At 65.9% G+C, this 24496-nt stretch carries 18 protein-coding genes; 10 read left to right on the top strand and 8 right to left on the bottom strand.

Going from position 1 to position 24496, the window contains the following annotated elements; all coding sequences use genetic code 11:
• Window positions 1-189 precede the first annotated feature (189 nt).
• The 4 genes from NDI89_RS16885 (at window position 190) to NDI89_RS16900 (ending at window position 6993) form a co-directional block, all read left to right on the top strand.
• Window positions 190-933 carry a DNA polymerase sliding clamp gene (locus NDI89_RS16885; RefSeq protein ID WP_277523127.1) on the top strand — a complete coding sequence of 248 codons (744 nt, stop codon included), beginning with the start codon at window positions 190-192 and terminating at the stop codon, window positions 931-933.
• A gap of 479 nt (window positions 934-1412) precedes the next feature.
• A complete protein-coding gene (locus tag NDI89_RS16890) occupies window positions 1413-5273 on the top strand; it encodes a S8 family serine peptidase (protein WP_277523128.1) in 3861 nt (1286 codons plus the stop codon).
• Window positions 5274-5308: 35 nt separating this feature from the next.
• Window positions 5309-6439, top strand: a complete 1131-nt coding sequence (locus tag NDI89_RS16895; protein ID WP_277523129.1) for a CARDB domain-containing protein — start codon at window positions 5309-5311, stop codon at window positions 6437-6439.
• Window positions 6440-6687: 248 nt separating this feature from the next.
• Window positions 6688-6993, top strand: coding sequence for a HalOD1 output domain-containing protein (locus tag NDI89_RS16900; protein ID WP_277523130.1), 306 nt, complete (start codon window positions 6688-6690; stop codon window positions 6991-6993).
• Window positions 6994-7001: 8 nt separating this feature from the next.
• On the opposite strand, the gene NDI89_RS16905 is transcribed toward NDI89_RS16900, so the two are convergent.
• Window positions 7002-7871 (bottom strand): alpha/beta fold hydrolase, encoded by an 870-nt coding sequence (locus tag NDI89_RS16905; RefSeq protein WP_277523131.1) that lies wholly within the window; start codon window positions 7869-7871, stop codon window positions 7002-7004.
• 243 nt (window positions 7872-8114) lie between these two features.
• Between NDI89_RS16905 and priL the strand changes: the two genes are divergently transcribed.
• A complete protein-coding gene (gene priL, locus NDI89_RS16910; protein ID WP_277523132.1) occupies window positions 8115-9203 on the top strand; it encodes a DNA primase regulatory subunit PriL in 1089 nt (362 codons plus the stop codon).
• Window positions 9204-9351: 148 nt separating this feature from the next.
• Here the strand turns inward: priL and NDI89_RS16915 are convergent, their stop codons facing one another.
• Window positions 9352-9624, bottom strand: a complete 273-nt coding sequence (locus NDI89_RS16915) for a DUF7472 family protein (RefSeq protein ID WP_277523133.1) — start codon at window positions 9622-9624, stop codon at window positions 9352-9354.
• A 194-nt stretch (window positions 9625-9818) separates the two neighbouring features.
• Between NDI89_RS16915 and NDI89_RS16920 the strand changes: the two genes are divergently transcribed.
• A complete protein-coding gene (locus NDI89_RS16920) occupies window positions 9819-10442 on the top strand; it encodes an SWIM zinc finger family protein (protein ID WP_277523134.1) in 624 nt (207 codons plus the stop codon).
• A 10-nt stretch (window positions 10443-10452) separates the two neighbouring features.
• On the opposite strand, the gene hjc is transcribed toward NDI89_RS16920, so the two are convergent.
• From hjc to NDI89_RS16935, 3 genes are all read right to left on the bottom strand, one after another.
• Entirely contained in the window at window positions 10453-10974 is a 522-nt protein-coding gene (gene hjc / locus NDI89_RS16925; protein ID WP_277523135.1) for a Holliday junction resolvase Hjc, read from the bottom strand.
• A gap of 70 nt (window positions 10975-11044) precedes the next feature.
• Window positions 11045-11857: a CPBP family intramembrane glutamic endopeptidase gene (locus NDI89_RS16930; RefSeq protein ID WP_277523136.1), complete on the bottom strand. Its 813-nt coding sequence runs from the start codon at window positions 11855-11857 to the stop codon at window positions 11045-11047.
• 86 nt (window positions 11858-11943) lie between these two features.
• A complete protein-coding gene (locus NDI89_RS16935; RefSeq protein WP_277523137.1) occupies window positions 11944-17217 on the bottom strand; it encodes a PAS domain S-box protein in 5274 nt (1757 codons plus the stop codon).
• A 277-nt stretch (window positions 17218-17494) separates the two neighbouring features.
• Between NDI89_RS16935 and ddfA the strand changes: the two genes are divergently transcribed.
• Window positions 17495-17752, top strand: a complete 258-nt coding sequence (gene ddfA, locus NDI89_RS16940) for a DdfA family disk-determining factor (protein WP_277523138.1) — start codon at window positions 17495-17497, stop codon at window positions 17750-17752.
• 45 nt (window positions 17753-17797) lie between these two features.
• Complete coding sequence (locus NDI89_RS16945; protein ID WP_277523139.1) at window positions 17798-18625, top strand: PAS domain-containing protein; 828 nt, start codon at window positions 17798-17800, stop codon at window positions 18623-18625.
• A 260-nt stretch (window positions 18626-18885) separates the two neighbouring features.
• Here the strand turns inward: NDI89_RS16945 and NDI89_RS16950 are convergent, their stop codons facing one another.
• The 3 genes from NDI89_RS16950 to NDI89_RS16960 all read right to left on the bottom strand — a co-directional run bounded on the left by NDI89_RS16950 (window position 18886) and on the right by NDI89_RS16960 (window position 22523).
• Window positions 18886-20175, bottom strand: coding sequence for an adenosylhomocysteinase (locus NDI89_RS16950; protein WP_277523140.1), 1290 nt, complete (start codon window positions 20173-20175; stop codon window positions 18886-18888).
• A 279-nt stretch (window positions 20176-20454) separates the two neighbouring features.
• Window positions 20455-21099: a hypothetical protein gene (locus tag NDI89_RS16955; protein ID WP_277523141.1), complete on the bottom strand. Its 645-nt coding sequence runs from the start codon at window positions 21097-21099 to the stop codon at window positions 20455-20457.
• Window positions 21100-21227: 128 nt separating this feature from the next.
• Complete coding sequence (locus NDI89_RS16960; protein ID WP_277523142.1) at window positions 21228-22523, bottom strand: amidohydrolase; 1296 nt, start codon at window positions 22521-22523, stop codon at window positions 21228-21230.
• A 101-nt stretch (window positions 22524-22624) separates the two neighbouring features.
• On the opposite strand from NDI89_RS16960, the gene NDI89_RS16965 reads away from it, so the two are divergent.
• Together NDI89_RS16965 and NDI89_RS16970 are read left to right on the top strand one after the other, a co-directional pair.
• On the top strand, window positions 22625-23302 hold the full coding sequence (locus NDI89_RS16965; protein ID WP_277523143.1) for a stage II sporulation protein M: 678 nt from the start codon (window positions 22625-22627) through the stop codon (window positions 23300-23302).
• A gap of 113 nt (window positions 23303-23415) precedes the next feature.
• Complete coding sequence (locus tag NDI89_RS16970; RefSeq protein ID WP_277523144.1) at window positions 23416-24429, top strand: DUF4382 domain-containing protein; 1014 nt, start codon at window positions 23416-23418, stop codon at window positions 24427-24429.
• Window positions 24430-24496: the final 67 nt, after the last annotated feature.

Consider the following 24496-nt stretch of genomic DNA (forward strand, 5'->3'; position numbering starts at 1 on the left):
CGTCGGTCGCGGCTCTCGAAGGTAGGTCCGCTGTCACCGCGATCGTGATCGACCGCGGTCTGCGGTAAGAACCGATTCCGCCGGCGCGAAACTATCCGGCCGCTCGGCGGCCCGTCAAGAGCCGTCGACTCGATCCCGCCCGCGCGTAAAGGGTGCCTTTTTATGTCGACCGTCCGTACGGCGACCTATATGTTCAAGGCCATCGTGAGCGCCGAAACGCTCACCAGCGCGCTCGATTCGGTGAGCGTGCTGGTCGACGAGTGCAAGATCCACCTCGAGGAAGACGGACTGGAGATCCGGGCCGTCGACCCCGCGAACGTCGGGATGGTCGACCTCTCGCTCGATGCGTCTGCGTTCGAGTCCTACGAAGCGGACGGCGGACTGATCGGCGTCGACCTCTCGCGGCTCGAGGACATCGCTGGGATGGCCGAGTCCGGCCAGCTCATCCAGCTCGAACTCGACGAGGAGACCCGAAAGCTCCACATCCAGATCGACGGGCTCGAGTACACGCTCGCGCTCATCGATCCCGATTCGATCCGCCAGGAGCCGGACATTCCGGATCTCGATCTGCCCGCCGAGGTCGTCCTCGAGGGGAAGGACGTCAACCGCTCGGTGACCGCCGCCGACATGGTCTCCGATCACATCGCGCTCGGCGTCGACGAGACGGAGGAGTACTTCTACGTCGACGCGGAGGGCGACACCGACGACGTCCACCTCGAGCTCACGCAGGCGGATCTGATCGATCTGCAGGTCGGCCCCGCTCACTCGCTGTTCTCGCTGGATTACCTCAAGGACATGAACAAGGCGATCCCCAAGGACACCGAGGTCACGCTCGATCTCGGCGAGGAGTTCCCCGTCAAGATCTACTTCGGCTTCGGGGAGGGGAAGGGGCAGGTCACGTACATGCTCGCGCCGCGGATCCAGAGCGACTGACGGCCGCGCCGCTCGAGCAGTCGAACCGATCTTTTCGGGATGATCGCTTTCTCGAGCGATAGCTATCCGGATCCTCGGGAGTGACGACCTCGGTTTGCACGTCCCGGACGTTCGAGACGTGACAGTGACGGCCGGATCGAAGGTATTCGCCACCGTTCGAGGCGGTCCCCGCGGTAGCGTCAGATGGGTCTCCGGATCTCGGTGCTCCGTCGGTCGTCCCCGAATTCGACCGAATCAACCGGAAATTCACGGGCGAGCCCTCCACTCTATGCTTCAACTATACAATAACTGTATTATTCAAGGCGTCCATTCCTATACGCAATCCGGATAGCTGTTAGCAATGTGTATTCTCCGGATTGCATAATTTTATTGTATTGAACAATATTTTAGATCTAGTTGTGGCAATGACATATGGATCAAGCCGAGCAACCGTATTCGTAGTGCTCGTCGCGTTGTTGCTGGTGACGTCTCCGGTCGCCATGGCAACGGGGAGCCTCACGGATGCGGATAGCGGTGCAGATGGAGAATCGCTCACGGTTTCAGACGTACAGACGCAGTCGGGAGACGACGTTCGGATCGAGTCCGAACTCGAGCAGTCAGCGGCGTCGACGGACACGGTCGAAGTGTTCGTGCGCATGGACGCCGAGGCGTCGCAGTTCGCGACCGCAACCGACGCCGAGAGCGCGACCGCGCTCAAACGGGAGGCGGAAGCGACACAGCGGGGCCTCGAGACGTACGCCGACGACGTCGACGGCGTCGAGATCGTCACGGAGTTCTGGCTCACCAACGCGGCCCTCGTCGAAGTCGACACGACGCAGGTCGATCTCGAGGAGCTCGCGCGGATCGACGGAGTCACGGAGCTCCACCCGAACTACGAGGTCGAACTCGTCGAACCGGACGCGAACGACGGGGCAGCGAACGACTCTCAGGTCACCTACGGCCTCGAGCAGGTGAACGCGCCCGAGGTGTGGGAGGAGTTCGACGCGACCGGTGAGGGCGTCTCGGTCGCCGTCGTCGACACCGGACTCGCGGCCTCGCACGAGCAGTTCGCGGATCGCGACGAGGTCCGGGATAACTGGGCGGAGTTCGACTTCGACGGGAGCGAAATCGAGAGCGAGCCCTACGATCGGAACGGACACGGAACCCACGTCGCCGGGACGATTCTGGGCGGTGAAGCCGACGGGCAGCGGATCGGCGTCGCACCCGACGCGGAGTTGATCCCGATCGGCGTCTTCCCGGGGATGCCCGAGCGACAGTCCACGACGCTCGCGGCGATCGTCGCCGGATTGCAGGAAGCGGTCGAGCAGGACGCCGACGTGGCGAACTTCAGCCTCGGTGGCGGCGGATTCGCCGCGATCTACGTCGACGTGATCCGGAACGCCCAGACGGCGGGGACGCTCGTCGTCAGTTCGTCGGGGAACGACGGCCCGGGGTCCGAAGGAACGCCGGCGAACGTCTACGACTCGCTGGCGATCGGCGCGACGAATTCCGACGAGCAGGTGGCTGAGTTCTCGACCGGTGCGACGGTGAACACCGACGCGGACTGGGGGCCCGTCGCACCGAACGACTGGCCCGAATCGTACGCGACGCCCGACGTCTCCGCACCCGGTGTCGACGTTCGGAGTTCCTACCTCGGCGGCAACGACACCTACGCGGAACTCTCCGGGACCAGCATGGCCGCGCCACACACCAGCGGCGTGGCCGCGCTCCTGGCCGCCCAGGGTGTCGAAGACCCCTACGAGATGAAAGCGCTCCTCGAGGAGACGGCGACGAAGCCGGCTCCCGACGAGATCGGCCAGCGGGTCGGTGCGGAAGCGCGGGAAGTGAGCGACGCACAGTACGAGAACCTCTACGACGACGGCGAACGCGACGTCCGGTACGGGTACGGTATCGTCGACGCGTACGCGGCGTCGGCAGCGCTGGCGAACGAAAGCCGGATCGAGGGGACCGTCGTCGACGGCGACGGTGACCCGATCACGGACCGTTCGGAGGGCCTCCCGGACGGAAGCGGCCCCACGGTCACGATCGACGACGCAGATCGGTCCCAGTACGCCGGCGACGGGAGTTTCGCGTTCGACGTCACGAACGGGCAACACGACGTGACCGTCTCCGACGCGTTCGGCTACGCCGAGACGACGGAGACGATCGACGCGAGCGAGCCGGTCGAGCGAGACATCGTCCTCGAGGAGCAGTTCGCCCTCGAGCTCGTTCGGGGACAACCACGCGAACTCGAAGCGGGGAGTACGGCCGAAGTCGCGGTCGACGTGGCACACCTCGAGGAACTCACCGTCGAACTGGCGAACGAATCGACGGTCGACGAATCGAACGTGACCGTCGACCTCGCCGGCGTCGAATCGGACGTGCTCGGTGACACTGTCGCGTTCGACGAGCCGCTGACCGCGACGCCCGCGACGCTCGAGATCACCGTCGACGGAGCGAACGCGGGCGAGAGGATCGCGCTCGAGCACACGTTCACCGGGAGCGACGGGACGACCGAGACGGTCACCACCGGGCCGACCACGGTCGTCACCGAGGTTTCCGAGACAGCTCCCCTCCGAATCGTCGAGACGGACATCGTCGAGGAGGCCCTCGCCAGCGAGCAGATCGCACCGGGTCCGGTCGTCGTCGAGAACCCGGACGACGAAGTCACCCAGAACGGCACCGTGGTCTGGAAGACGCCGATCGGGGACTTCTCCTCCGAGGAGTACGAGCTCGAGCCGGGCGAGACCGCGACGTACAATCGCACGCTCTCCTTCGGTGACGGCTCGCCGGCACCGTGGTCGTACATCGCAGGTACCGGGGAGACCGTCGACCACCGGTTCGTGCTGGTCAACGAAACGCTGTCTCCGATCCAGGAGGAGCGGTTCACCACCGACATCGTCGGCGGGGAACTCAACGGAACGGTGACCGACGCGGACACGGGCGAGCCGCTGCCCGGCATCGAGGTCACGGCGACGAACGGCGACGCCGAGTTCAGTACCCTGACCGACAGTTCCGGGGCGTACGGTATCGTCGTCGACTCGCCGGGCGAGTGGACGGTCACCGCGGACGCGGCCAGCTACGGACCGACGAGCGCGACGGTCCGGTTCGACGACGATCTCGATCCGATCGAACGAAATCTCACGGTCGGCAGCGATCCGACGTTCGAGCTCTCGATGGAGGGCGGGAAGACCTACTCCGTCGGGCTGCCGGGTCCGGTCGAGGGCGGGACCGTCGGTGACGTCGTCCCCGAGGAGACCAACGCCACGGTCCTCACGTACAACGAAACGACGAACCGCTGGGTACAGCCGAGCCCGGACGACGAGCTCGAGCCGCTCGATGCGCTCCTCGTGACGCCGTTCGAGGACACGACGGTGACCGTCGAGTTCGCCGGGACGCCCGGCACCGGCGACGGCGTGACGGACCCCCGTGAGATCGAGAGCGGCTGGAACTTCGTCGCACCGGCCGCCTACGACGACCCCGAGTCGGCGTTCGAGCACGATTCGGACGCCACCCTCGGCGTGTTCCGGATCCAGCGGGCACCCGACTCGAAGATGGTTCCCGAGAGCGGGTTCGGCGGCGTCGGGATCTTCGAAGAAGCCCACAACGCGGTCAATCCGTTCACCGGCTACTTCGTGTTCGCGTCGGCAGACGCCGAACTCGAAACCACCGTGGACGAGGGAACGACGCTCGGCTCGGCCTACGAGGCCCTCGAGATCGACGCCGAGCGACGGACGGGGACCGTCGAACGGAGCGTCGACGGCGCGCCCGTCGCGAACGCGACGGTTCGCGTCCCGGGAACCTCGGTCTCGACGACGACGAGCGCCGACGGCTCGTTCACGCTCCCGGCGCTCCCGACCGACGTCGACCAGGAGGTCACCGTCACCGCCGACGGCTTCGAAAACAGGACCGTGCGTCTCGACGAGAGCGAGACCGTCGAACTCGAGCAGACGGTCTTCTTCGACGTCACGGACCTCGCCGTGAACGAGACGAGCCTCGGCGCGGGTGAGGAGTACACGGTCGAGTACGAACTCGAGAACAGGGGCACCGAACGGGCGTCAGATATCGTCGAGATCGAGTTCGGTCCGGGTCTCGACGACGGCCAGCGAGCCCGGCTGAGCGAGGACGTCGTCGCGATCAACAGCACGGTCGTCGAACTCGCACCCGGCGACACGACGACGCTCGAGATTCGCTCGGAAGTGATCGACGAACAGGTCACCGGCGAAAGTCAGATCGGCGTCTTCACTCCGGACGACCGCGAAGTCGTGAACGTCACCGTCACCGACGAGAGCGCTACGTCGAGTGAGACCGCGGCCGGTGCGAGTGACCGAAGTGCTTCGTTGAGGCCGATCGCCGCGTAATACTCGTCGTTTCGTTTTTCTCAGAGATGGATACAATGCCACGCGATAGAACAGCAGGAATTCGATCGGCAGGGACGTCGCGGACGTGGGGTATCGTACTCGTAGTCGTGCTAACAGGGACGCTCACCGCGATCGCCGTCGGTGGCGGTGTCGCAACTGCACTGCAGAATGACGGGCCCGATTCCGCTCCCAATTACTCCGACACGTATATTGGTACCGTCGAAATCGACGGCGAACCCGCACCCGTGGGAACGACCGTCACCGCCGAAATCGACGGGGAGCGACGCGGCTCGATCACCGTCGAGGAAGCCGGCGAATTCGGGTCCATGGATGACAGATTGTCGGTCTCGGGGACGGCCAACGAGACCGGAACACCCGTCACCTTTCTGGTCGACGGCGAGGAAGCCACTGCGGATCCGTCCGTCACCTTCGGTAGCGGTGGGGTGGTAAGCCTCACCGTCGGGGAGGGCTCGACACCGACATCAGGCACGGGGTCGACCGCCGATCCCGACCCCGATCCGGATGCGCCGGGTCCCGACGTCGAGGTGGTCGCCGGCGAACTGAGTGTCGATACCGTCCGCATCGGCGAGCAGGTCGACGTGACGGCGACCGTCGAGAACGCTGGCGGAAACGGGACCGTACCGGTCGAGCTGCTCGTCGACGGTGCCGTCGACACCGAACGGAAAGTAACGCTCGAGGACGGCGCCACGGAGAATGTGACCTTCGAGCGACCGTTTAACGAGACCGGGACCGTCGATATCGCAGTCGGCGATCTCGAGCTCGGAACGGTCACCGTCCGGGATCGAGCGCCCGCGGCGTTCGAGGTCGCTACCGTACGGGCGAGCGCGGCCGAGCTCGAGGCCGGCGAGACCGTCGACGTGACGGCGACAGTCAGGAACGTCGGAGAGACGTCGGAGACGGACACGGTCCGGCTGGTCACTGACGGATCGGTCGCTGCGGAGCGAAACGTGACCCTCGACGGGAACGAGTCGGAGACGGTGTCGTTCACCGAGTCCTTCGAGAGCCCCGGCGAGCACGAAATCGCCGTCGGCGAATCCGACGCGAGAACGGTCACGGTCACCGACGAGGACGCCGTTTCCGGATTCGGCGTCGCAACTGCGATCCCCGCGCTGATTGGTGCGTCCGTCCTCATTCGACGCCGATAACGGGGTTTCAGACCGACAGAAGCCGCTTCCCGCGGCCACGTTCCGCGCGTTCCGCGGTGCCGGCCGAACCGCTCGCACCCGAGTCGGGGCCGCCTCGCGAGCGTATCGCGTTCGGGCCGTCCGGGCCCGAGGGCACTCCACGCACGGTGGCTCGAGCCCCCGATCGAACGACGAGGCGAACCCGTCGTGACTTAATGAGGGGATATGGGAAGGACTGCGGCTACGAGTGTCGTCTCCGTACCTGAGCTATGCCCTCCAGAGACGACGACCCCGCTCGACGCGACGCCGACTACGTCACGACGTTCGATCCGGCCGACGACCGTGCGAGCGAAGCCATCGTACACGCGGTCGCTGCCGTCGGCGGGGCGGCACCGAGCGAGCTCTCCCCGCTCTACGACGTCGTCGAGCCGGACGCGCTCGACTCGTTCATCGACCACGCTCGGCGAGTCGGCGACGCCGGCACCCACCAGGTGTGGTTCACCTACGAGGGGTTCGACGTGGGCGTTCGAAGCGACGGCGAGCTCCGCCTCCGAGATGCCGCGACCACGAACTGACTGCGCCGCTACGTCTGTTCCTCGAGGAACGACAGCACCGTCTCGTTGACCTCGTCGGCGTCCTCGATGAAGAAGAGGTGGGAACCGCCCTCGACGAGTTCGACGCGGCTATCGGCGATCTTCTCCTCGAGCAGGCGCGCGTTTTCGACGGGCACGACCCGGTCGTCCGTCCCGTGGAGGATCAGGGTCGGAATCCGAAGCGCGTCCAGGCGGTCGCTGACGTCGAAATTCAGGACGGCGGCGGCCTGGGCCTCGCGAGCCGGGTCGTCGGCGTCCTGTTCGAGTCGCCACTCGAGGATCCGATCCATCAGGTGGGGGTTCCGGTTGGTGAACCGGTCGTTGAACGCGGGTCGCATCCGGTGGCGCAGCGTCTCCCGCTCGCTCGCGCCGTCGGGCGTGTCGAACATGTGTTCCTGGGTCTCCTCCGGAACCGGTGCCGCGTCGACCCCGCCGTGGGTCGTACAGCACAGCGTCAGCGACTTCGCCCGGGAGTACTCGAGCGCGTAGCGCTGGGCGATCATCCCGCCCATGCTCGCGCCGACGATGTGGGCGTCGTAGATCCCCGCGTCGTCGAGGACGGCCTCGAGATCCGCGGCCAGCCCGCCGATCGAGTAGCCGGCCAGCTTGAACAACACGAGGGCCCGGAGCTTGCCGGGCAGACGCGGGACCAGCGGCGGGAGGCCGACGTCCGAGCGGCCGGTGCCCCGGTTGTCGGGGGCGACGACGTCGTAGTCGTCGGCGACGGCCTCGCGTTGCCAGCGCCACATCCACCGCCCGAATCCGAGTCCCTGGACGAACACGACCGGCGCTCGACCGTCTCCGTCGCTCCGATCGTGCTCGTAGTAAATCGACACGCCGTCTCTCGTCGCCTGTGGCATATCCGGGACGACGTGGCCGACGCTCTTGAAATCGATCCTCGAGCGCGGGACGCCGACGGCTGTCCGCCGGGTGACCGGAGCCGGGTGCCGGTAATACGAGTATACTGCCACCGTGATCGGTGAGTGGCAGCAGCGCCGGGGATGGTCGAATCGGCGTCGCATACCGTCCGCGCTGGCAGTCTTGATAAAGAACGATTGTGGTAATCAGCGCGCTTATCCCGTCGGAGTAATATCGTGTTACCGATGCAGCGACTCCACGCCCGGTACCCGTTTCTCGAGGCGGCCCGCGAGTCGGTCGCGACGGAGGCGGTCGATTTAGCGACCGTGGTCGAACAGGACCGGGCGGTCGTCGACCGCGCGCGCCAACGCGTGATTACCGCGCTCGAGGGCGGGGAGACGGGAGACCAACACCGCGACGCCCGCGTCGAGTTGCTCTCCTACCCGGTCGCGCGAGTGCTCGTCTCGATGGTCGACGAACGCGTGCTCGTGCGCAAGTACGCCCGCGCCGAGGCCGCGACGGCCTACGAGCGGTTCACCGCGGACATGGCCGATACGACCGAACTGAAGAGCGTCGAATCGACGGGGCTGGAACTCGCGGACCTGCTCGCCGAGTTCGACCTGCGGGAGGCCATCCGCGCGGGAGCGGACGGCGAGGGCTACCGGATCGACGTCGGGACCTACCTGCCGCTGGCGGAGGACCTGTGGGACGACGAGTGGCGACTCGTCAATCAGCCGCTGGACGCCGGCGAGGTGCCCGTCGACGAGGACGAACTCCTCACGCTCGTACGGGAGGCGATCCGGGGGCGTATCGAGGACGGGCTCCCCTTCGAGGTGCCCGACGCCATCGCGGCCGGGCTCGAGGACGACGTCGCCGAGATCCGCGAGGTGCTGGCGGACCTCGAGTTGACACAGGACATCGACACCGTCGTGCCGGACCTCTTCCCGCCGTGTATGAAGGCGCTGCTCGATCAGATCCAGAAGGGCGAGCACCTGCCCCACCACTCCCGCTTCGCGATCACCGCGTTCCTGACGAGCATCGGGATGAACACCGACCAGATCGTCGAGCTCTACCGCGTCAACTCCTCCTTCGGCGAGGAGATGACCCGCTATCAGACCGATCACATCCGCGGGGACAGTTCGCCCACGGAGTACTCCGCCCCCTCCTGTGCGACGATGCAGTCCTACGGCGACTGCGTGAACAAGGACGACCTCTGCGAACGGATCCCGCATCCGATGGCCTACTACGAGGAGCGGATCGACGAGGCCGACGACGAGGAGCTCGAGGACTGGCGGGAGAGCGAGGACGACGGGCAGTCGGCGAGCGGCGACTGACCGATCCCGGGGTTCGGATCCGGGAGGCGAACATCGACCGCGTCGGCCGGTCGGTCACTCACGAGTGTCGGACCGTTTCTCGGACAGTGAATCGTGAAGACGCGCTACGGCCGTTTCGAATCGACAGCGAAAAACAGTTGAGCCGCCCTCAGAACGTCCCCTTGGCGTCTCCGTTGTCGTCATCGTCGTTGGTCTCGAGGCCGTCCTCGGGATCGTTCAGGGTGTAGGCCAGGCCGATGCCGACCGCGGCCATCAGGAGGATGAAGCCGACGATGACACCGATGAGCATCTGGCCGCCCTCGGGCGAGAGCGTGCTGTTTTCGGTTCCGTAGGTAGAGCCGATGGCGATCATCGCCGCCAGCATTAAGAAGACAGCACCGACCGAGACGACGATTTCGATGAGCTGCTCGCGTTCGACCATTGCCCGATCGGTTTCGCCGGGCCGGTGAAAAGCGCTTCGAAGGGGGCTGCGGCGGGACGGGTCGATCGCGATGGTCGAGGCCGCGTCATCGTATAAACGTCGACCGTGGGTATGCAAGCGTGTCCGTTATTCGACTGCAGCCCCTATCACTGTCGAATAGCCAGCCGACCAGCGATTCCCACTTCGACGCACTCATGAAAACAACAGCGTCACCGAAAGCACCGCTTCCGGTACCGTCTCCCGACCACCTCACCGAGCGATCGCGCCGGGCGCGCACCGAACCCATGTCGGTCTTACCCCTCGGCGACGGTCTCTTCGAGGTCGAGTCCGCGAGCGATCACACCTACCTCGTCGACCTCGAGGCCGGCCGCTGTACCTGTCCGGATCACGTCTTCCGCGGAGCCCGCTGCAAACACGTCCGGCGGGTCGCGATCGAGATCACTGAGGGTCGGACCCCACCGCCGGGCGAGATCGCCGTCGACTGTCACGACTGCGGCGAGACGATCTTCGTCGACGAGGAGACGCCCGCGCCGTTCTACTGCGATCGTCACGCGATCTCCCCGGGCGACACCGTCGTCGACCGCGAGACCGGCGACCGCCTCACCGTCGTCGACGTCTCCGAGCTCCGGGCCGACGCCGTCGAAATCGGGGCGGCCGACTGCACCGTCGCCGAGTACGGGACGAACGAGGAATACGACCCCGATGTCCCCGTCGTCGGCGCGGTGTATCCCCACGCGACCGTGGCGACCAACGGCGTCGTCCCGTCCTCGCTGAAGGTCTACGTCTTCCCGCGAACCCGCCTCGAAGCGGCCACGTAGGAAGGAAGTCTCACTCGAGCAACTCGGCGGCCTCGTCGACGTCCATGATCCCCTGCTCGACCGCGTTCAGTACGCGGACGATCTCCTCGTCCGGTCCGTCGGGCCCCTCGTCGCCGACCTCCTCGAGCGTGACTTTTTCGGACTGACCGGTGAACTCGGGGAAGTCCGTCCCCTCCGCGAGGGCGGTTTCCTTCTTGACGCGGTAGTTCCCGCCGTCGGTGACGTGGAGGTCGCCGGGGTGGAAGAAGTACCAGTCCTCGCGGTCGAACCGGACGCCGATACGCGGTTTCGCGCCGAAGTTCCGGGCGAAGAAGGTCAGCGCCTCGACCTCCTCGCCGGTGAGGTAGATCGGATCGCCCGAGCTCGACTTCGCTTCGATCGCGTAGAACTGTTCGCCGTCGCCGGCGAGCACGTCGGGGAGTTCGCGCTCGGTCGCGGAGCCGCTGGCGGGCGCGCGCATCACCGCGAAGCCGGCCCCGTCGAGTTCGTTGACGAGTTCCCGCTCGCGGCGGTCGCCCTTCGCCTGAGACATACCACTCCCTCACTCGCGGCCGCTAATAATAGGACCGGACGGCGCGGCGGACGTGGTCGGCCGCCGACGGTTACAGCGCAACGGCCGTCGCGACGTCGACCAGCAGCGACGACGTCGGGTCTGCCGTCTCGAGGTCGTACTCGAGGGCGAGGTAGAGGAGCCCGAACTGGAACCCGTTGAACACGGCGTGGGCGGCGATCGGAACGAGGAGGTTGTCGGTCTTCGCGTAGAGGTAGCCGAAGATGGCCGCGCCGCCGACGACGACGGTGACCGGGACGGCGGTCGCGAGCAGCGACTCCGAGAGGGCGGCGTAGACCGGGAAGTGAATCAGACCGAAGATGACGCTGGCGATGGCGACGGCCTGCAGGCGAGAGAACGCATCGTAGAGCCGTTTCTGGACGATGTTCCGGTAGAGGAACTCCTCGGCGGGCGCGTTGAAGAGGAAGACGATGACGATCATGACGAGCACCATCGTCTGATCGCCGCCGATGTAAGTCGAGACCTGGTTCTCGGCGGCCGGCAGCGAGAGCAACTGGACGGTCACGCTGACGAGGACGTAAAAGGCGATGCCGCCGAGAACGCCGGCGAGGACGTACCCCCACTCCCGCCGCGTCGGCATTCGAAGGTCGACGTACGCCCAGCCCCGGCCGGTGACGGCGAGATAGACGGCCCCCGCGAGGGCGAACCCGACGAAGTTCAGGATCAACAGGATCGCCCGACTGGCGATCGACGTCTCCGTCGGCGCGGTAAAGAGCGCCGGATCGAGCAACAGCGCCGGCAGCGTCGTAAACTGCGCCGCGAACAGGCCGGATATCGCGAGTCCGGCGGCGATGAGCGTCGACCAGAGCGGACCGTCGGTCCAGCGGCGTGAAGACGTTGCCATGTGGACCGGTAGGGTCACCGGGCCCTTGGGCGTTCCTCTCCTCGTCGAGACCGCCGGTCTCGCGTGGTCGAAACCGGAGCCCGCGCTCACGCCGCGGGAAGCGGAACCTCGTCCTCGAACAGCTGTGCCAACAGCCGCTGCTGACCGACCCGCAGGTGCCGATTGACCGTCGGCTGGGTCACGTCGAGCATGTCGGCGATCTCCTCGCCGGTGCTCTCGCGGGGCCACTCGAAGAAGCCGGCGAAGTACGCGGTCCGCAGCACCTCGAGTTGCCGGTCGGTCAGGCCGTCGAACAGGGACGTGACGAGTTCGCCTCGCGACCCCATGGAGCGCTCGACGTGGCGGCGGGCCTGCAAGTCGACGGTCGCGTACTGGTCCCGGAGCATCTCGACGAACTCGCGAACGTCGGTTCCCGTGGGGACGTCCACGGTGACCTCCATGCCGTCCCCGGCAGCGGTCATCGAGCGCGGGCTGCCGCCGTGTCGGACCAGCCGCGAGGCGACGATATCGCCCGTGACGGTCGCCTCGAACCGGCACTCGTCGTCCGTCTCGCTGATCAGTCGATACGCGGTGACCGAGACGAGGTCGTCGAGGGCCGCCCGGACCTCGTCGGCCGGGACGCCGCTGGTTTCGAAGAACAGCACCGTCTCGTCGGTGGAGTGAGCCCCGAGACCCTCGTACTCGACGGCGGCCCCCGTCGTCGTCTCGATCCGGGAGAGGGGATCGTCGGAGCCCTCGATCTCGAGCGTGAGCTCGAGCAGCGTTTCGGCGTGGAGCGCCTCTCGCGTCTTGGCCGCGGTGATGGCGTTCGCGATGCCCTCCCCGAGTTCCGTCAGCACCGTCCGCTCGAGGTCGCCGAACGCGTCCGGCTCGTCGGCGTAGACCGTGAGGACGCCGTACGTGTACTCGGCGTAGGAGACGGGGACGCTGATGACCGACTGGTAGCCGCGGTTGAGGGCCTCTCGCCGCCACTCCTCGTCCTGGAGTCCGTCGACGACGTTCGAAACGACCGTCGGCGTTTCGCTCCGGGCAGTCCGGACGGACGGCTCGGTCGCCCCGTCGTACTCGAGCGGGACGTCGTCCAGATACTCCTGCCCGGGGCCGGCCCAGGCCCGGGGCTCGAGTCGCGTACCCCCGGCGTCGAGCGCGCCGATCCACCCGAACGCGACGTCGTCGGCCTCGAGCAGTCGGTCGGTGACGGTGCGTTCGATCTCCTCCCGACCGTCGGCCCCGATGAGCGACTGGTCGATGCGCCGGATGAGTTCGGTGATCGAGATCTGTCGGTTGAGCCGTCGGTTCCGGTCCTCGAGTTCGGCCTCCCGCTCGCGGAGGCTGGCCTCGCTCTCGAGGCGGTCGAACGCGGCCTCGGTGGTGGCGACGAGCGTCTCGATCAGCTGTCGGGCCCCGGTGTCGATCGGCTCGCCGCTCGACGCGACCGCGAAGACGCCGTGATCGCCGACCGGGACGACGACGCCGCGTTCGACGTCCGGACCGAACACCTGCGATCGATCGAACGACGCCGGATCGTCGACGACGGTTCCGGCCTCGGTCACGTAGGCGTTCCAGAGAACGGAGTCGGGGTCGCCGACGGCGACCGGTGGCGGCCCCGCACAGAGCGTCGCGAACTCGTCAGTGTACGCGACCGGCTCGAGCCGGTTCACCTCGGAGTCGAGGTGATAGACGGCCACGCCCGACGCGTCGAGGATTTCCGCGGCCGTCTCGACGACCAGCTCCGCGACTTCCGCTTCGGAATCGGTCCCGAGCAAGTCGCGGGCGGCGGCGTGAAGCGACTCGAGCGCGAGTTCGTGCTCCTTGCGCGGCGTGATATCGTTGTTGATTCCGACCATCCGCGTGCCACCGTCCTCCGTTTTCACGACCCGAGCGCGTGCCCCGACCCAGATCCAGGTCCCGTCCTCGTGGCGTAACCTGAACTCCGTCTGGAACAGCTCGTCGTTCGCGATCGCCCGTTCGACCGCCGTCTCGATCCGCGGGAGATCGTCCGGATGGACGTAGTCTTTGAAGGCGTCGAACGTTCCCCCGAACGATCCCGGTTCGAGTCCGACGATCCGCTCGAGCGTCTCGTTCCACGAGACCGCATCGGTATCCAGATCCCACTCCCAGACGCCCGTGTTCGTCCCCTCCAGTGCGAGTTCGAGACGGCGTTTCGTCTCGCGGAGATCCCGCTCGCGTGTCTTTCGTTCCGACACGTCCCGACTAATCGCCATGAATCGGTTTTCGTTGTCGATATCGATACAGATCAGGTGGACTTCGACGGGGAACGTCGAGCCGTCGCGACGCTGGTACTCCGACTCGAACTTCCGCCGTTCGCCGATCGACAGGTCCTCGAGGAAGGTCACGACGTGGTCCGAGTCGAACGCGGAATCGTGTTCCCAGATGTTCGTTCCGACCAGCTCCCGCTCGGCGTAGCCCAGTTCGTCTGCGAGCCGACGGTTCGCGTCGACGATCGTCCCCTCGGTATCGAGGACGTTGATCATGTCGGGGGAGTTCTCGAACAGCGCCTCGAGCCGCGCGCTCGTCGTTTCCAGTCGGCGCTCGCGCTCCTTGCGTTCGGTGATATCGCGGACGACGCCCGCGGTGCCGGCGAACTCGCCGTCCCCCATCGGTAACAGTGCGATGTGGTTTTCCACGTCGATCAGGTCCCCGTCGGCGGTCTCGAGGGCGATCTCGACCGTCCGGGAGGGGTCGTCGGATCGGAGCAGTTCCCGGATCATCTCCTGGGCGTTCTCGACGTCCGCCGCCGGGATCACGGTCGCCGCGGGCTCGCCGATCAGCTCCTCCGGCTCGTACCCGAGGATCGGCGTGGCGGCATCGTTCAGGAAGGTGAATCGGCCCTCCTCGTCCAGCGTGTACACCAGTTCGTCGAGCGCCTGAACGATCGTCTCGAAGCGCTCGAGTTCGCGTTCGCGCTCCTTGCGCTCGGTGATGTCCTGTATCGACCCGCGAATGGCGACGACCTCGTCGCCCTCGGTGACTGGTTCGCCGATAACCCGAACCCACCGCTCGGATCCGTTGCCGGAAAACAGTCGCACCTCGAGATCGTAACTCTCGCCGGTCGTGATCGCGGCCCGTATCGCTTCCCTGACTTCGGGGCGGTCCTCGGGGTGATAGAACTCCAGGGAGTCCGCCGGACCGACGTCCATCCCGGGAGGGACATCGAACAGTTGATACAACCCGTCCGTGACCGCCAACTCGTTCTCGTCGGGGCGAACGTCGAGCTCCCAGCCGGCGAACCCCGCGATCCGCTGGGCCTGTTCGAGCAGCTCCGTCGTCCGCTCGAGCTCGCGTTCGCGTTCCTTGCGCTCGGTGATGTCCTGGACGGAGCCCTGAATTTTGACGACTTCCCCGTCCTCGTACACGGGCTCGCCGATCGACCGAATCCAGCGGTGATCGCCGTCCGCCGTGATCAGCCGCAACTCGTGGTCGTAGCTCTCCCCGTCTTCGAGCGCCCCCTCGATTGCGGCCTCGATACTGGGGCGGTCGTCGGGATGGTAGAACTCGATGCCGCGATCCACATCGATCGGGTCGTCGATCGGAACGTCGTGGATCCGGTACACCTCGTCGCTCCACTCCAGTTCGGGCGGGTCGGCGGTCGCGTCGAGTTCCCACCCGCCGACGTTCGCCAGCCGCTGGGCCTGCGAGAGCAGCCGCCTCGTCCGCTCGAGCGTTCGTTCTCGCTCCTTTCGGTCGGAAATGTCGCGGCCGATGCCGGCTTCGACCGGGGTTCCGTCGGGATCCTCGAGCACCGACGCGACGAACTCGTAGGGGACTCGCTCGCCCGATTTCGTTTCGAGTGCCGCTTCGACGTGCGTCTCTCCCGTCTCGAAGGCTTCCGCGATCGAGTCTCGGATTATCCGCCGATTCGTCTCGTCGAAGAAGTCCAAGGCGTGCATCTCCGCGATCTCGTCGTCCGCGTAGCCCGTCACCTCGCCCAGCGACTCGTTCCATCGCCGGAGGTCGCCGTCCTCGTCGAGGAGGTAGAAGACGTCGTCGACGGCGTCCAGCATGTCGTCGGTGAACTCGCGGGCGCGCTCGAGGCGCCGTTCCTTGGTCGCGCGCTCGCTGACGTCGCGACCGATGCCGGCGATGACCCGGTTTCCCGCCGGATCCTCGAGCGCCGAGGCCGAGAATTCGTACGGGATCGTCTCGCCCGACTTCGTCTCGATCATCGATTCGACCCGGGTTCGACCGGTCTCGAGGGCCTCTTCGATCGCGTTCGCGACCGTTTCGCAGTTCGATTCGTCGAAGAAGTCCAGCGCGTGCATCGCCGCGATCTCGTCGTCCGCGTACCCCGTCACTTCGGTCAGCGACTCGTTCCAGCGCTGCAACTCGCCGTCCTCGTCGAGCAGATAGACGACGTCGTCGACGGCGTCCAGCATGTCGTCGGTGAACTCGCGGGCGCGCTCGAGTCGTTCTTCTCGTTCCCGAATCCGTCGAACGTATCGTCGGCGTTCGAACGCGTGACTGAGCCAGCGGGTCATCAGGTCGATAAACGACTTTTCGGCCGGCGTAAACGGTCGATCTCGAGGTTCGGCGTTCAGAAAGCACAGCGTCCCGTAGAGATCGTCTTCCACCGTGATCTCCCCGCCGACGTAGCAACTGATGTCCAGCCGGTCGGCGATCGGATGGTCCGCCCGCCCCGTCGCCGCGGCGTCGTAAATCCCCAGAATATCGTCCGACTCGATCGTCTCCTGACAGTAAGTCGTGGAGAGGTCCAGTACCATTCCCTCCCGGTCGCCCTCGCGTCCGACGGCCGTCTCGATCTCGTACCGGTCGCTCGACTCGTCGATCCGAGCGATGAGACCCGTCTCGACGCCCAACCGCTCACAGCCGAGCTCGAGCAGTCGGCGAACCTTCGTCTCACCCCGACAGCTGGGGTCCGACGTGATCCGATAGAGGTCCTGCCGATAGCGTTCGCTCTCGGCACGCCGTCGTTCGCGATCGCGTACCGCTCCCGCCAGGTCGTCGACGGCCGCCGAAAGCCGGCCGATATCGTCGTCCCGGTCGATCGTAAAGTCGATCGGACGATCCGCGTCGACGGGTCCGTCACCGGTCTCCTCGGTGAACGCCGCGGTCCGTTCACCCTCGATGCGAGCGACGAACTGTCGGAGTTGGTCGGTCAGGCGTTCGATGTCGGACTGCCGGTCCGATCCGCTTCGAGCGGCGAGACCCAAAACGAACACTCCCGGACCCGGTACCGATCCGATTCCCAGCGTTGCGGGCTCCGAAAGCGCTAGCCCCGCCCCGACGCCGATCGCGATACCGATCACGCCGAGAATCCCACCTAACGGCCGTCGCGACCCGGCCGCGAGTATCCTGGCGGAAACCGCAGTAACGATCATAGACCTCGTATGCGACGCTTGACAAAGATACGCGCGGTTGGTTCCGCGTTCGACACGTATAGTTCATCAGGGATCGGTTGCGACGATAAGTTCCGCGAGAACGAAACTCGAACCGTAGCCGAACGATAGCACCCGCGGCCTCGGTCGGTCAGGTCTCGGAACCCGATCGCAGTCGGGCGGTTTCTCCGACACGCTATACACGTAGTGTCGCCACCGCGAGAAAATTACGTGTATAACGAGCAAGCAGAACCCGTCCAGTGTCGTCCGTCTAGCCAAGATGCCCGGGACTACACTGGATTACCACAACGACTCGATCAGTCTGCGGGTGGTCGAAGCACTCGCGGACGCGACCGACACCGACGCACACGAACTCGAGCCGCTGTACAACGTCGTCGATCCCGAAGCGCTCGATACCCTCTTCGAGCGCGACTCGAGCGTTCCGATTCGCGTCGAGTTCGAGTACGACGATTCGTCGGTCGAAGTTCGAAGCGACGGGACCGTCACGGTCGACGGAACGGTCCATGACAGTCGGTGAGCAGCGACGACTCCATCGAACGTCGACGCGACACGGGTGGTGTCAATGCTAACCCCGCCAACCGAAACAACCGATTCGAGCGATCGAAACCGCCAATCAGACCCGTCTCTCCTGGTCGTCGACGACGACCGGATAGCCGCGGCCGTCGAGCGGTCGTTCGACGGGGACGGAGCCGACGTCGTCGTCGAAACCGTGGCGACGCTCGAGGACGCCTGGAACCGAGTCGACGACGTCGATTGCCTCGTCATCGCGTCGGCGGCAACCGCAGAGCCGGGCGCCGACGAGGCGACCCGCGACGACGCGCCCGAGATCGACGTCGCAGAACTGGACGACCGGCTCGAGGCGATCGGGACCAACGCGCCCGAGCTACCGACTGTCGTCCTCGTGCCGGAGCGAACCGCCGAAATCGCGCGCACGGTTCGATCGCACGACTGGACCGCCGTTCTCGAGGAGTCCGAGATTAGCGATCGGTTCGCCGACCGCGTCCACGGCCTCCTCGAGCGGGGTCGGCTGGCCGCGCTGTCGCGGCGGTCGCTGGCGAGCATCGAGTTCGCCGGGGCCGCCATCGCAGTCGTCGACCCCAGCGGCGACGTCCAATTCGCGAGTCGGTCCTTCGCGATGCAGTTCGGCGACGATACCGACGCCATCGCCGGCACGCCGTGGCGGGAGTTGTTCACCGACGCCGCCGTCGATCACCTCGAATCGGCGGCGATTCCGATGGTCGCGAACGGATGGCAGTGGACCGGTACCTGCACCGGCCGCCGACGGACGGGTGAGACGTTCCCGGTCCGCGTTCGCCTCGGAAGCCTCGAGGACGGCAGTCTGGTAGTCGTGCTCGACGGGGGCGAGCGTCGCGACGGGCTCGAGGACTGATTCGTCGACGCTCGTGCGTTGCCGTTCGCGTCCCGACACGCAACGGGTGTCGTAGCCACCGAAAGCCAGTGCAACCGAATCGGAGGATCGCGTTGTGAGTCGTGTATAAATCGGTTCAGTGGCGACGGTAGCGAGTGCCCCCGTCGCGCTCGCTCGTTCGCCGAAAGACAGCCGTCAGAACGGGGCCGAGACTTCCCCTCCGCGGATCGATCAGCCGAAGAGACGCCGCGTGATTCGACGGGAGAGCGGTCAGGGCGGGCCTACGTCCCGTGGTCCCAGCTGTCCATGTACTCGCGCTGGGTGTCGGTCAGCGAATCGAATGCGACGCCCTCGGCCTCGAGTTTGATCTCGGCGATCTCTCTGTCGAGTTCGTCGGGCACGTCGTGGACGCCGGCGTCGTAGGCGTCGCCGTTCTCGAGCATTTCCCGCACGCAGACTGCCTGAATACCGAACGACTGGTCCATGACCTCGACGGGGTGGCCCAGCGAGACGGGCGCGGCGAGGTTGACGAGTCGTCCCTCGGCGATGACGTTCAGTTTGCGGCCGTCGGCCATCTCGTAGGCCTCGACGCCGTCTCGCGCTTCGTAGCGATCGACCGCGAGGTCGTCGAGGGCGTCGAGGTCGATCTCGATGTCGAAGTGACCCGCGTTGGCCAGCAAGACGCCGTCCTGCATCCGCTCGAAGTGCTCTTCGACGATGACGTCCCGGTTACCGGTCGTCGTCAGGAAGACGTCGCCCACGTCGGCGGCCTCGGCCATCGGCATGACCTCGTAGCCCTCCATGTGTGCCTCGAGGGCGCGCCGTGGCTCGACCTCGGTGACGATCACATTCGCGTTCTGGCCCGACGCCTTCTGGGCGACGCCCTTGCCGCAGTAGCCGTAGCCCGCGACGACGACGTTCTTGCCGGCCCACGAGAGGTTCGTGGTCATGGCGATCGACGCCAGCGAGGATTCGCCGGTGCCGTGGACGTTGTCGAACAGGCGTTTCATCGGGGTGTCGTTGACCGCGAAGACGGGATAGTCGAGCGCCCCGTCCGCGTCCATCGCGCGCAGTCGGTGGACGCCGGTGGTCGTCTCCTCGGCACCGCCGACGATGCCGTCGATCAGCTCGGGGTAGTCCTCGTGGATCGCGGCGACGAGGTCCATCCCGTCGTCGACGGTGATCGTCGGTTCGTGGGCGATGACGGCCTCGATGGCGGCGTAGTACTCCTCGTCGTCGACGCCGCGTTTGGCGTAGCTCGTGATGTTGTCGTGGGTATCGAGCGCCGCCGAGACGTCGTCGTGCGTCGAGAGCGGATTACAGCCGGTGACGGCGACCTCCGCGCCGCCCTCCGCGAGCGTCTCGACGAGCATCGCCGTCTTCGCCTCGACGTGCATCGCCATGCCGATGCGCTCGCCCTCGAAGGGCCGGTCGGCGACGAACTCCTCGCGGACGTGCTCGAGGATCGGCATGTGTTGGGCGGCCCAGTCCATCTTCCGGCGTCCCTCCTCGCGAGCGGACTCGAGGTCGTCCAGCTGCTCGCTGATCGGGGGATACTCGGTGTCGGTCATGGGTCGACTGAGTGGGAGTAGGGCCAAAACGCTACCGAACCGTGCCGACGAGCGGGGGTCGCATCGGTTTCGGGAGCGGAGACGTGTCCGTAACGGGTTCGAAAACGATCGGCGAAGGTGGTGGGTGATCCGCAATCGCTACGTGCCGTTTCGATCGGGGCGGTCGGTATCGACCGCGACCGCCGCGATCGGGTACTAACACCGGCGACGGCCGCTTTGGTGGGCAGCGCCGTCGACCGGCATCAGTCGTTCGAACGCGGTGTGAATCGCGATCCGTCGTTAGTTGCCGGCGTTACTCGGCGGGCCGCCGCCGTTTCCGCCGTTTCCGCCGTTATTGCCGGACGGGCCGGCGTCGCTCGGCGGGCCGCGCTTGTCGTCCTCGTCGTCACCGTCGTCCTGACCGGACTGGCCGACGTCGCTCGGTGGGCCTCGCTTGTCATCGTCTTCGCCCGGCGGGCCGGGGTCGCTCGGCGGGCCGGCGTGGGCAGGTGCGTTACCCGGGTTGTTCTCGACGACGAAGCTCGCGACCGACAGACCGATCGAGTCGTTGGAGTCGTTCGATTCGTTCTGCAGTTCCTCGACGTAATCGGAGACGAGCGATCCGAAGTTCGTTTCGTTGTCCTCGGTCTCGTTTTCCGTCTCGTTTCCGTCTAACTCATCCTCGGTCTCGTTGTCGTCGGTATCGTTCTCGAGAGTTTCGTTGTCGTCGGTGTCGTTCTCGAGAGTATCGTTGTCGTCGGTGTCGTTCTCGAGAGTATCGTTGTCGTCAGTCGTGGTGTTATTCTCTGCGAGCGCGAACGTCGCATCGCTATCGACGGATGCCGCATCGGCACCGGCCGTATTCGCCGCTGCGGCCATCGGTGCGAAGACGGACGCGACCATCGCGACCGCCAGTACGAGTGCAAAGAGTCGTTTTTGTCTCATCCGAGTCGAACATTCAGCGATTCCTGAATAAACCCCTCCGGCAGTTCGATCAGTTCGAAGACTCGTCTCGAGCGGTGAGAACCGTTTATACCGTTTATAGACTTTTTTGAGAGTTCAACTCGCGATCATCACTCGACCCGGCCGGCCAGCGCGTCGGCCGCCTCGAGCGCTCGCTCCCGAACGCCCGCTTCGTCGAGCGTCAGCACCTCGCGGTCGCGCATGAGCACGTTTCCGTCGCAGACGGTGTGGCGCACGTCGGCCGCCGCGGCAGCGTACGCGAGGTGGCTCACGAGGTCGTGACGCGGCGTCAGGTGGGGCGCCTCGAGGTCGAGCACCGCGAGATCGGCCGGTGCACCGGCCTCGAGGCGGCCGGATTCGAGGCCGATCGCGTCGGCGCTGCCCCGCGTCAGCATGTCGACGACGGCCTCGGCAGGGACCGCGCTGGCGTCGTCGGCGGCGAGTTTGCCGAGCATGGCCGCGTCGCGGGCCTCGTCGAGCATCGAGAGGTCGTTGTTCGAGGCCGCACCGTCCGTCCCGAGACCGACGGTGACGCCCGCCTCGCGCATGCGTTCGACCGGTGCCATCCCGCTGGCCAGTTTCATGTTCGAGGCCGGACAGTGGATCACGCCGGTGCCCGCCTCGGCGAGCAGCTCGATCTCCCGGTCGTCGACGTGAACGCCGTGCGCGACGAAGTCCTCGGGCTCGAGGAGGCCGTGCTCAGCGGCGTACTCGAGTGGGCGCTGGCCGTGTTCGTCGACGATCGGCGCGACTTCGTCCGCGGTCTCGTTCGCGTGATAGTGGATCGGCACGCCAGCGTCGCGCGCTTCGGGAACGAACTCCGCGAGGTACTCGCCGCCGACGGTCGTCAGCGAGTGGGGCATGAAGGCCGTCGAAATCCGCCCGTCGGCCGATCCGTCGTACTCGCGAGCGATTTCGAGGCTCGTTTTCGCGTCTTCGCGAGCCGCCTCGCCGTCCTTCCCGACGGTGACGATCCCGTGCCCGAGGCGGGCCCGGACGCCGGCCGTCTCGACCGCGTCGGCGACCTCCGGGACGTGGAAGTACATGTCCGCAAAGGCGGTCGTCCCGGATTTGATCAGCTCGAGCAGGCCCAGCTCCGCACCCGCGCGGACGTCCTCGGGCGTCAGTTCCCCCTCGGCCGGCCAGATGTCTTCCCGGAGCCACGCCTCGAGCGGTTTGTCGTCGGCGTACCCCCGCAGGAGCGTCATCGCGACGTGGCAGTGCCCGTTGACGAATCCCGGCGTCACGAGCGAGTCCGCGGCGTCGAGGGTTTCGTCGGCCTCGCCCGCGAGGTCGGGACCGATCTCGAGAATCTCGCCGGCGGCTCGGTCGATCAGTACGTCCGCGGCCGCAACCGTCAGATCGGGTCGGAGGACCCGCCCGTCGGTAATCGCAAGCGTCGTCATTGAGTCAGGGTTCTCGTCGGGCCGCCTTATACTGTCGATTCAGTGGGCAGTGTCCCGGCTCCGGTCGCCGGGTTTATGGTTTCTTTCGATGACGTGTCCGTATGGATTCAGGGATGCGACACGGCGACGAGCGCCGCGAGGACGGATATCCGCCCGGCGAGGCGCTCGCGGACGCCTGGGACGAGCACAGCCGCTACGTGGGCTTCGCAGCCGGCCTGTTCGGACTCGGCGTCCTCATCGGCGTCGTCCTCTTCGCGGCCGGCTACAACCTGCTCGAGATCATCGAGAACCTCCTCGGCGAGGGGCTCTTTCCGGACGGTATCGGAGAGATGGGCGGGCTCGAACTGGCCCGGTTCCTGCTGGTGAACAACACGCAGGCGTTCCTGCTGTCGATCGCCGGCGCGCTCACGCTGGGCGTCCTGACGGCCTGGGCGATGGTGTTCAACGGTATCATCGTCGGGAACGTCGCCGCAATCGTCACGGACAACGTCGGATTCGACTACATCCTCGTCGGACTGCTCCCCCACGGCGTCTTCGAACTTCCCGCGCTCTTCATCGCCGCCGGCGTCGGCTTCCGGCTGCTTTACCGGTTCGGCGAGCGGATTTACGGCACGCGAGACGCGATCATCACGAAACGCTACCTCTACCGAACCGGTCTCCTCGTCCTGGTCGGCTGGTTGCTGCTCGTCGTGGCAGCCTTCGTCGAGGCCTTCGTCACGCCCGCACTGCTCGAGGCCCTGTTCGCCGAGCGCCTCGAGGGGATGAGCGCTGGGCCGTAGCGACCACTTTCCCCCATTCAACGACTCTTTCGGCGGATTTCGCGGGCCTGAACGGTCGTGAACGGATCCAATGGTCGCCCCCCTTTTTCTCCGCGAGGTGACTGTGTCCCGGTGTGAACAGACGCGCAATCCAACTGGTACTCGTCGCAGCACTCGTCGCGATCGCCGGGTGCGCCGGCGGTATGGGCGGGGACCTGACGAACGATTCGACGACCGATGACTCCTCCGTGACGGACTCGAGCGACGGCGGCGCGGGAACGGCCGCGTTCTACGTCAGCGACGAGCCGAACGTGATCGACGACTTCGAACACCTCAATGTGACGATCACGAAGGTCGGATTCAAGCAGGCCGGCGACGGTGACTCGAACGAGACCGACGGAGACGACACGAACGAGTCCGAGGACGACTCGACTACCGAAACCGACGAAGCGGCGGATGACGACGAATCGACCAACGAGACGGCCGACGACGGCGAATCGGTAAACGAAACCGACGAAGAGACGGACGACAACGAAACGGATGAGGAAGAAGCCGAAGAGGCAGACGGCAACGAAGAGGAAGAAGAAGAGAAACAGTCGGACGACGATGACGGCGACGAGAGCGACGGCGGATGGGTCGAACACGACGTCGACAATCGGACGGTCGACCTCACCGAGCTGAAAGGCGCGAACGCGTCCATGATCGACGAGTTCGACTTACCGGCCGGCGACTACGAGAAGGTTTTCATCTACGTCAGCGACACCGAAGGGATCCTGACCGACGGAAGCGAGACGAACGTGAAACTGCCGAGCAACAAGCTCCAGATCAACTCGAAGTTCACCATCGGTGACGGCGAGCGGGTCGACTTCGTCTACGACATCGCACCACACAAGGCCGGCAACAGCGGGAAGTACATCCTCAAGCCGGTGATCAGCCAGAGCGGAACGGGCGACAAGGTCGAGATCAACGATATCGATAAGGACGACGAGGCGGCGGACGAGAGCGAAGACGAGACCGACGAGGAAAGTGAGGAAGAAGCGGACGAGGAAGAAACGGGCGACGAAGAAGAGACGCAAGCGGACGACGAACAGCAGGCCAACGAGACTGACGGGAACGAAACGACTGCGGAGATGGCGCTGCTCCGATAGAATCGGTTCCCGAAATTCGACACCGCACGGAAACGCTATTTTTCGAACGGACGACGATCGTTGAGTC

The sequence above is a fragment of the Natrinema salsiterrestre genome, from assembly GCF_029502005.1.
Classification (GTDB): domain Archaea; phylum Halobacteriota; class Halobacteria; order Halobacteriales; family Natrialbaceae; genus Natrinema; species Natrinema salsiterrestre.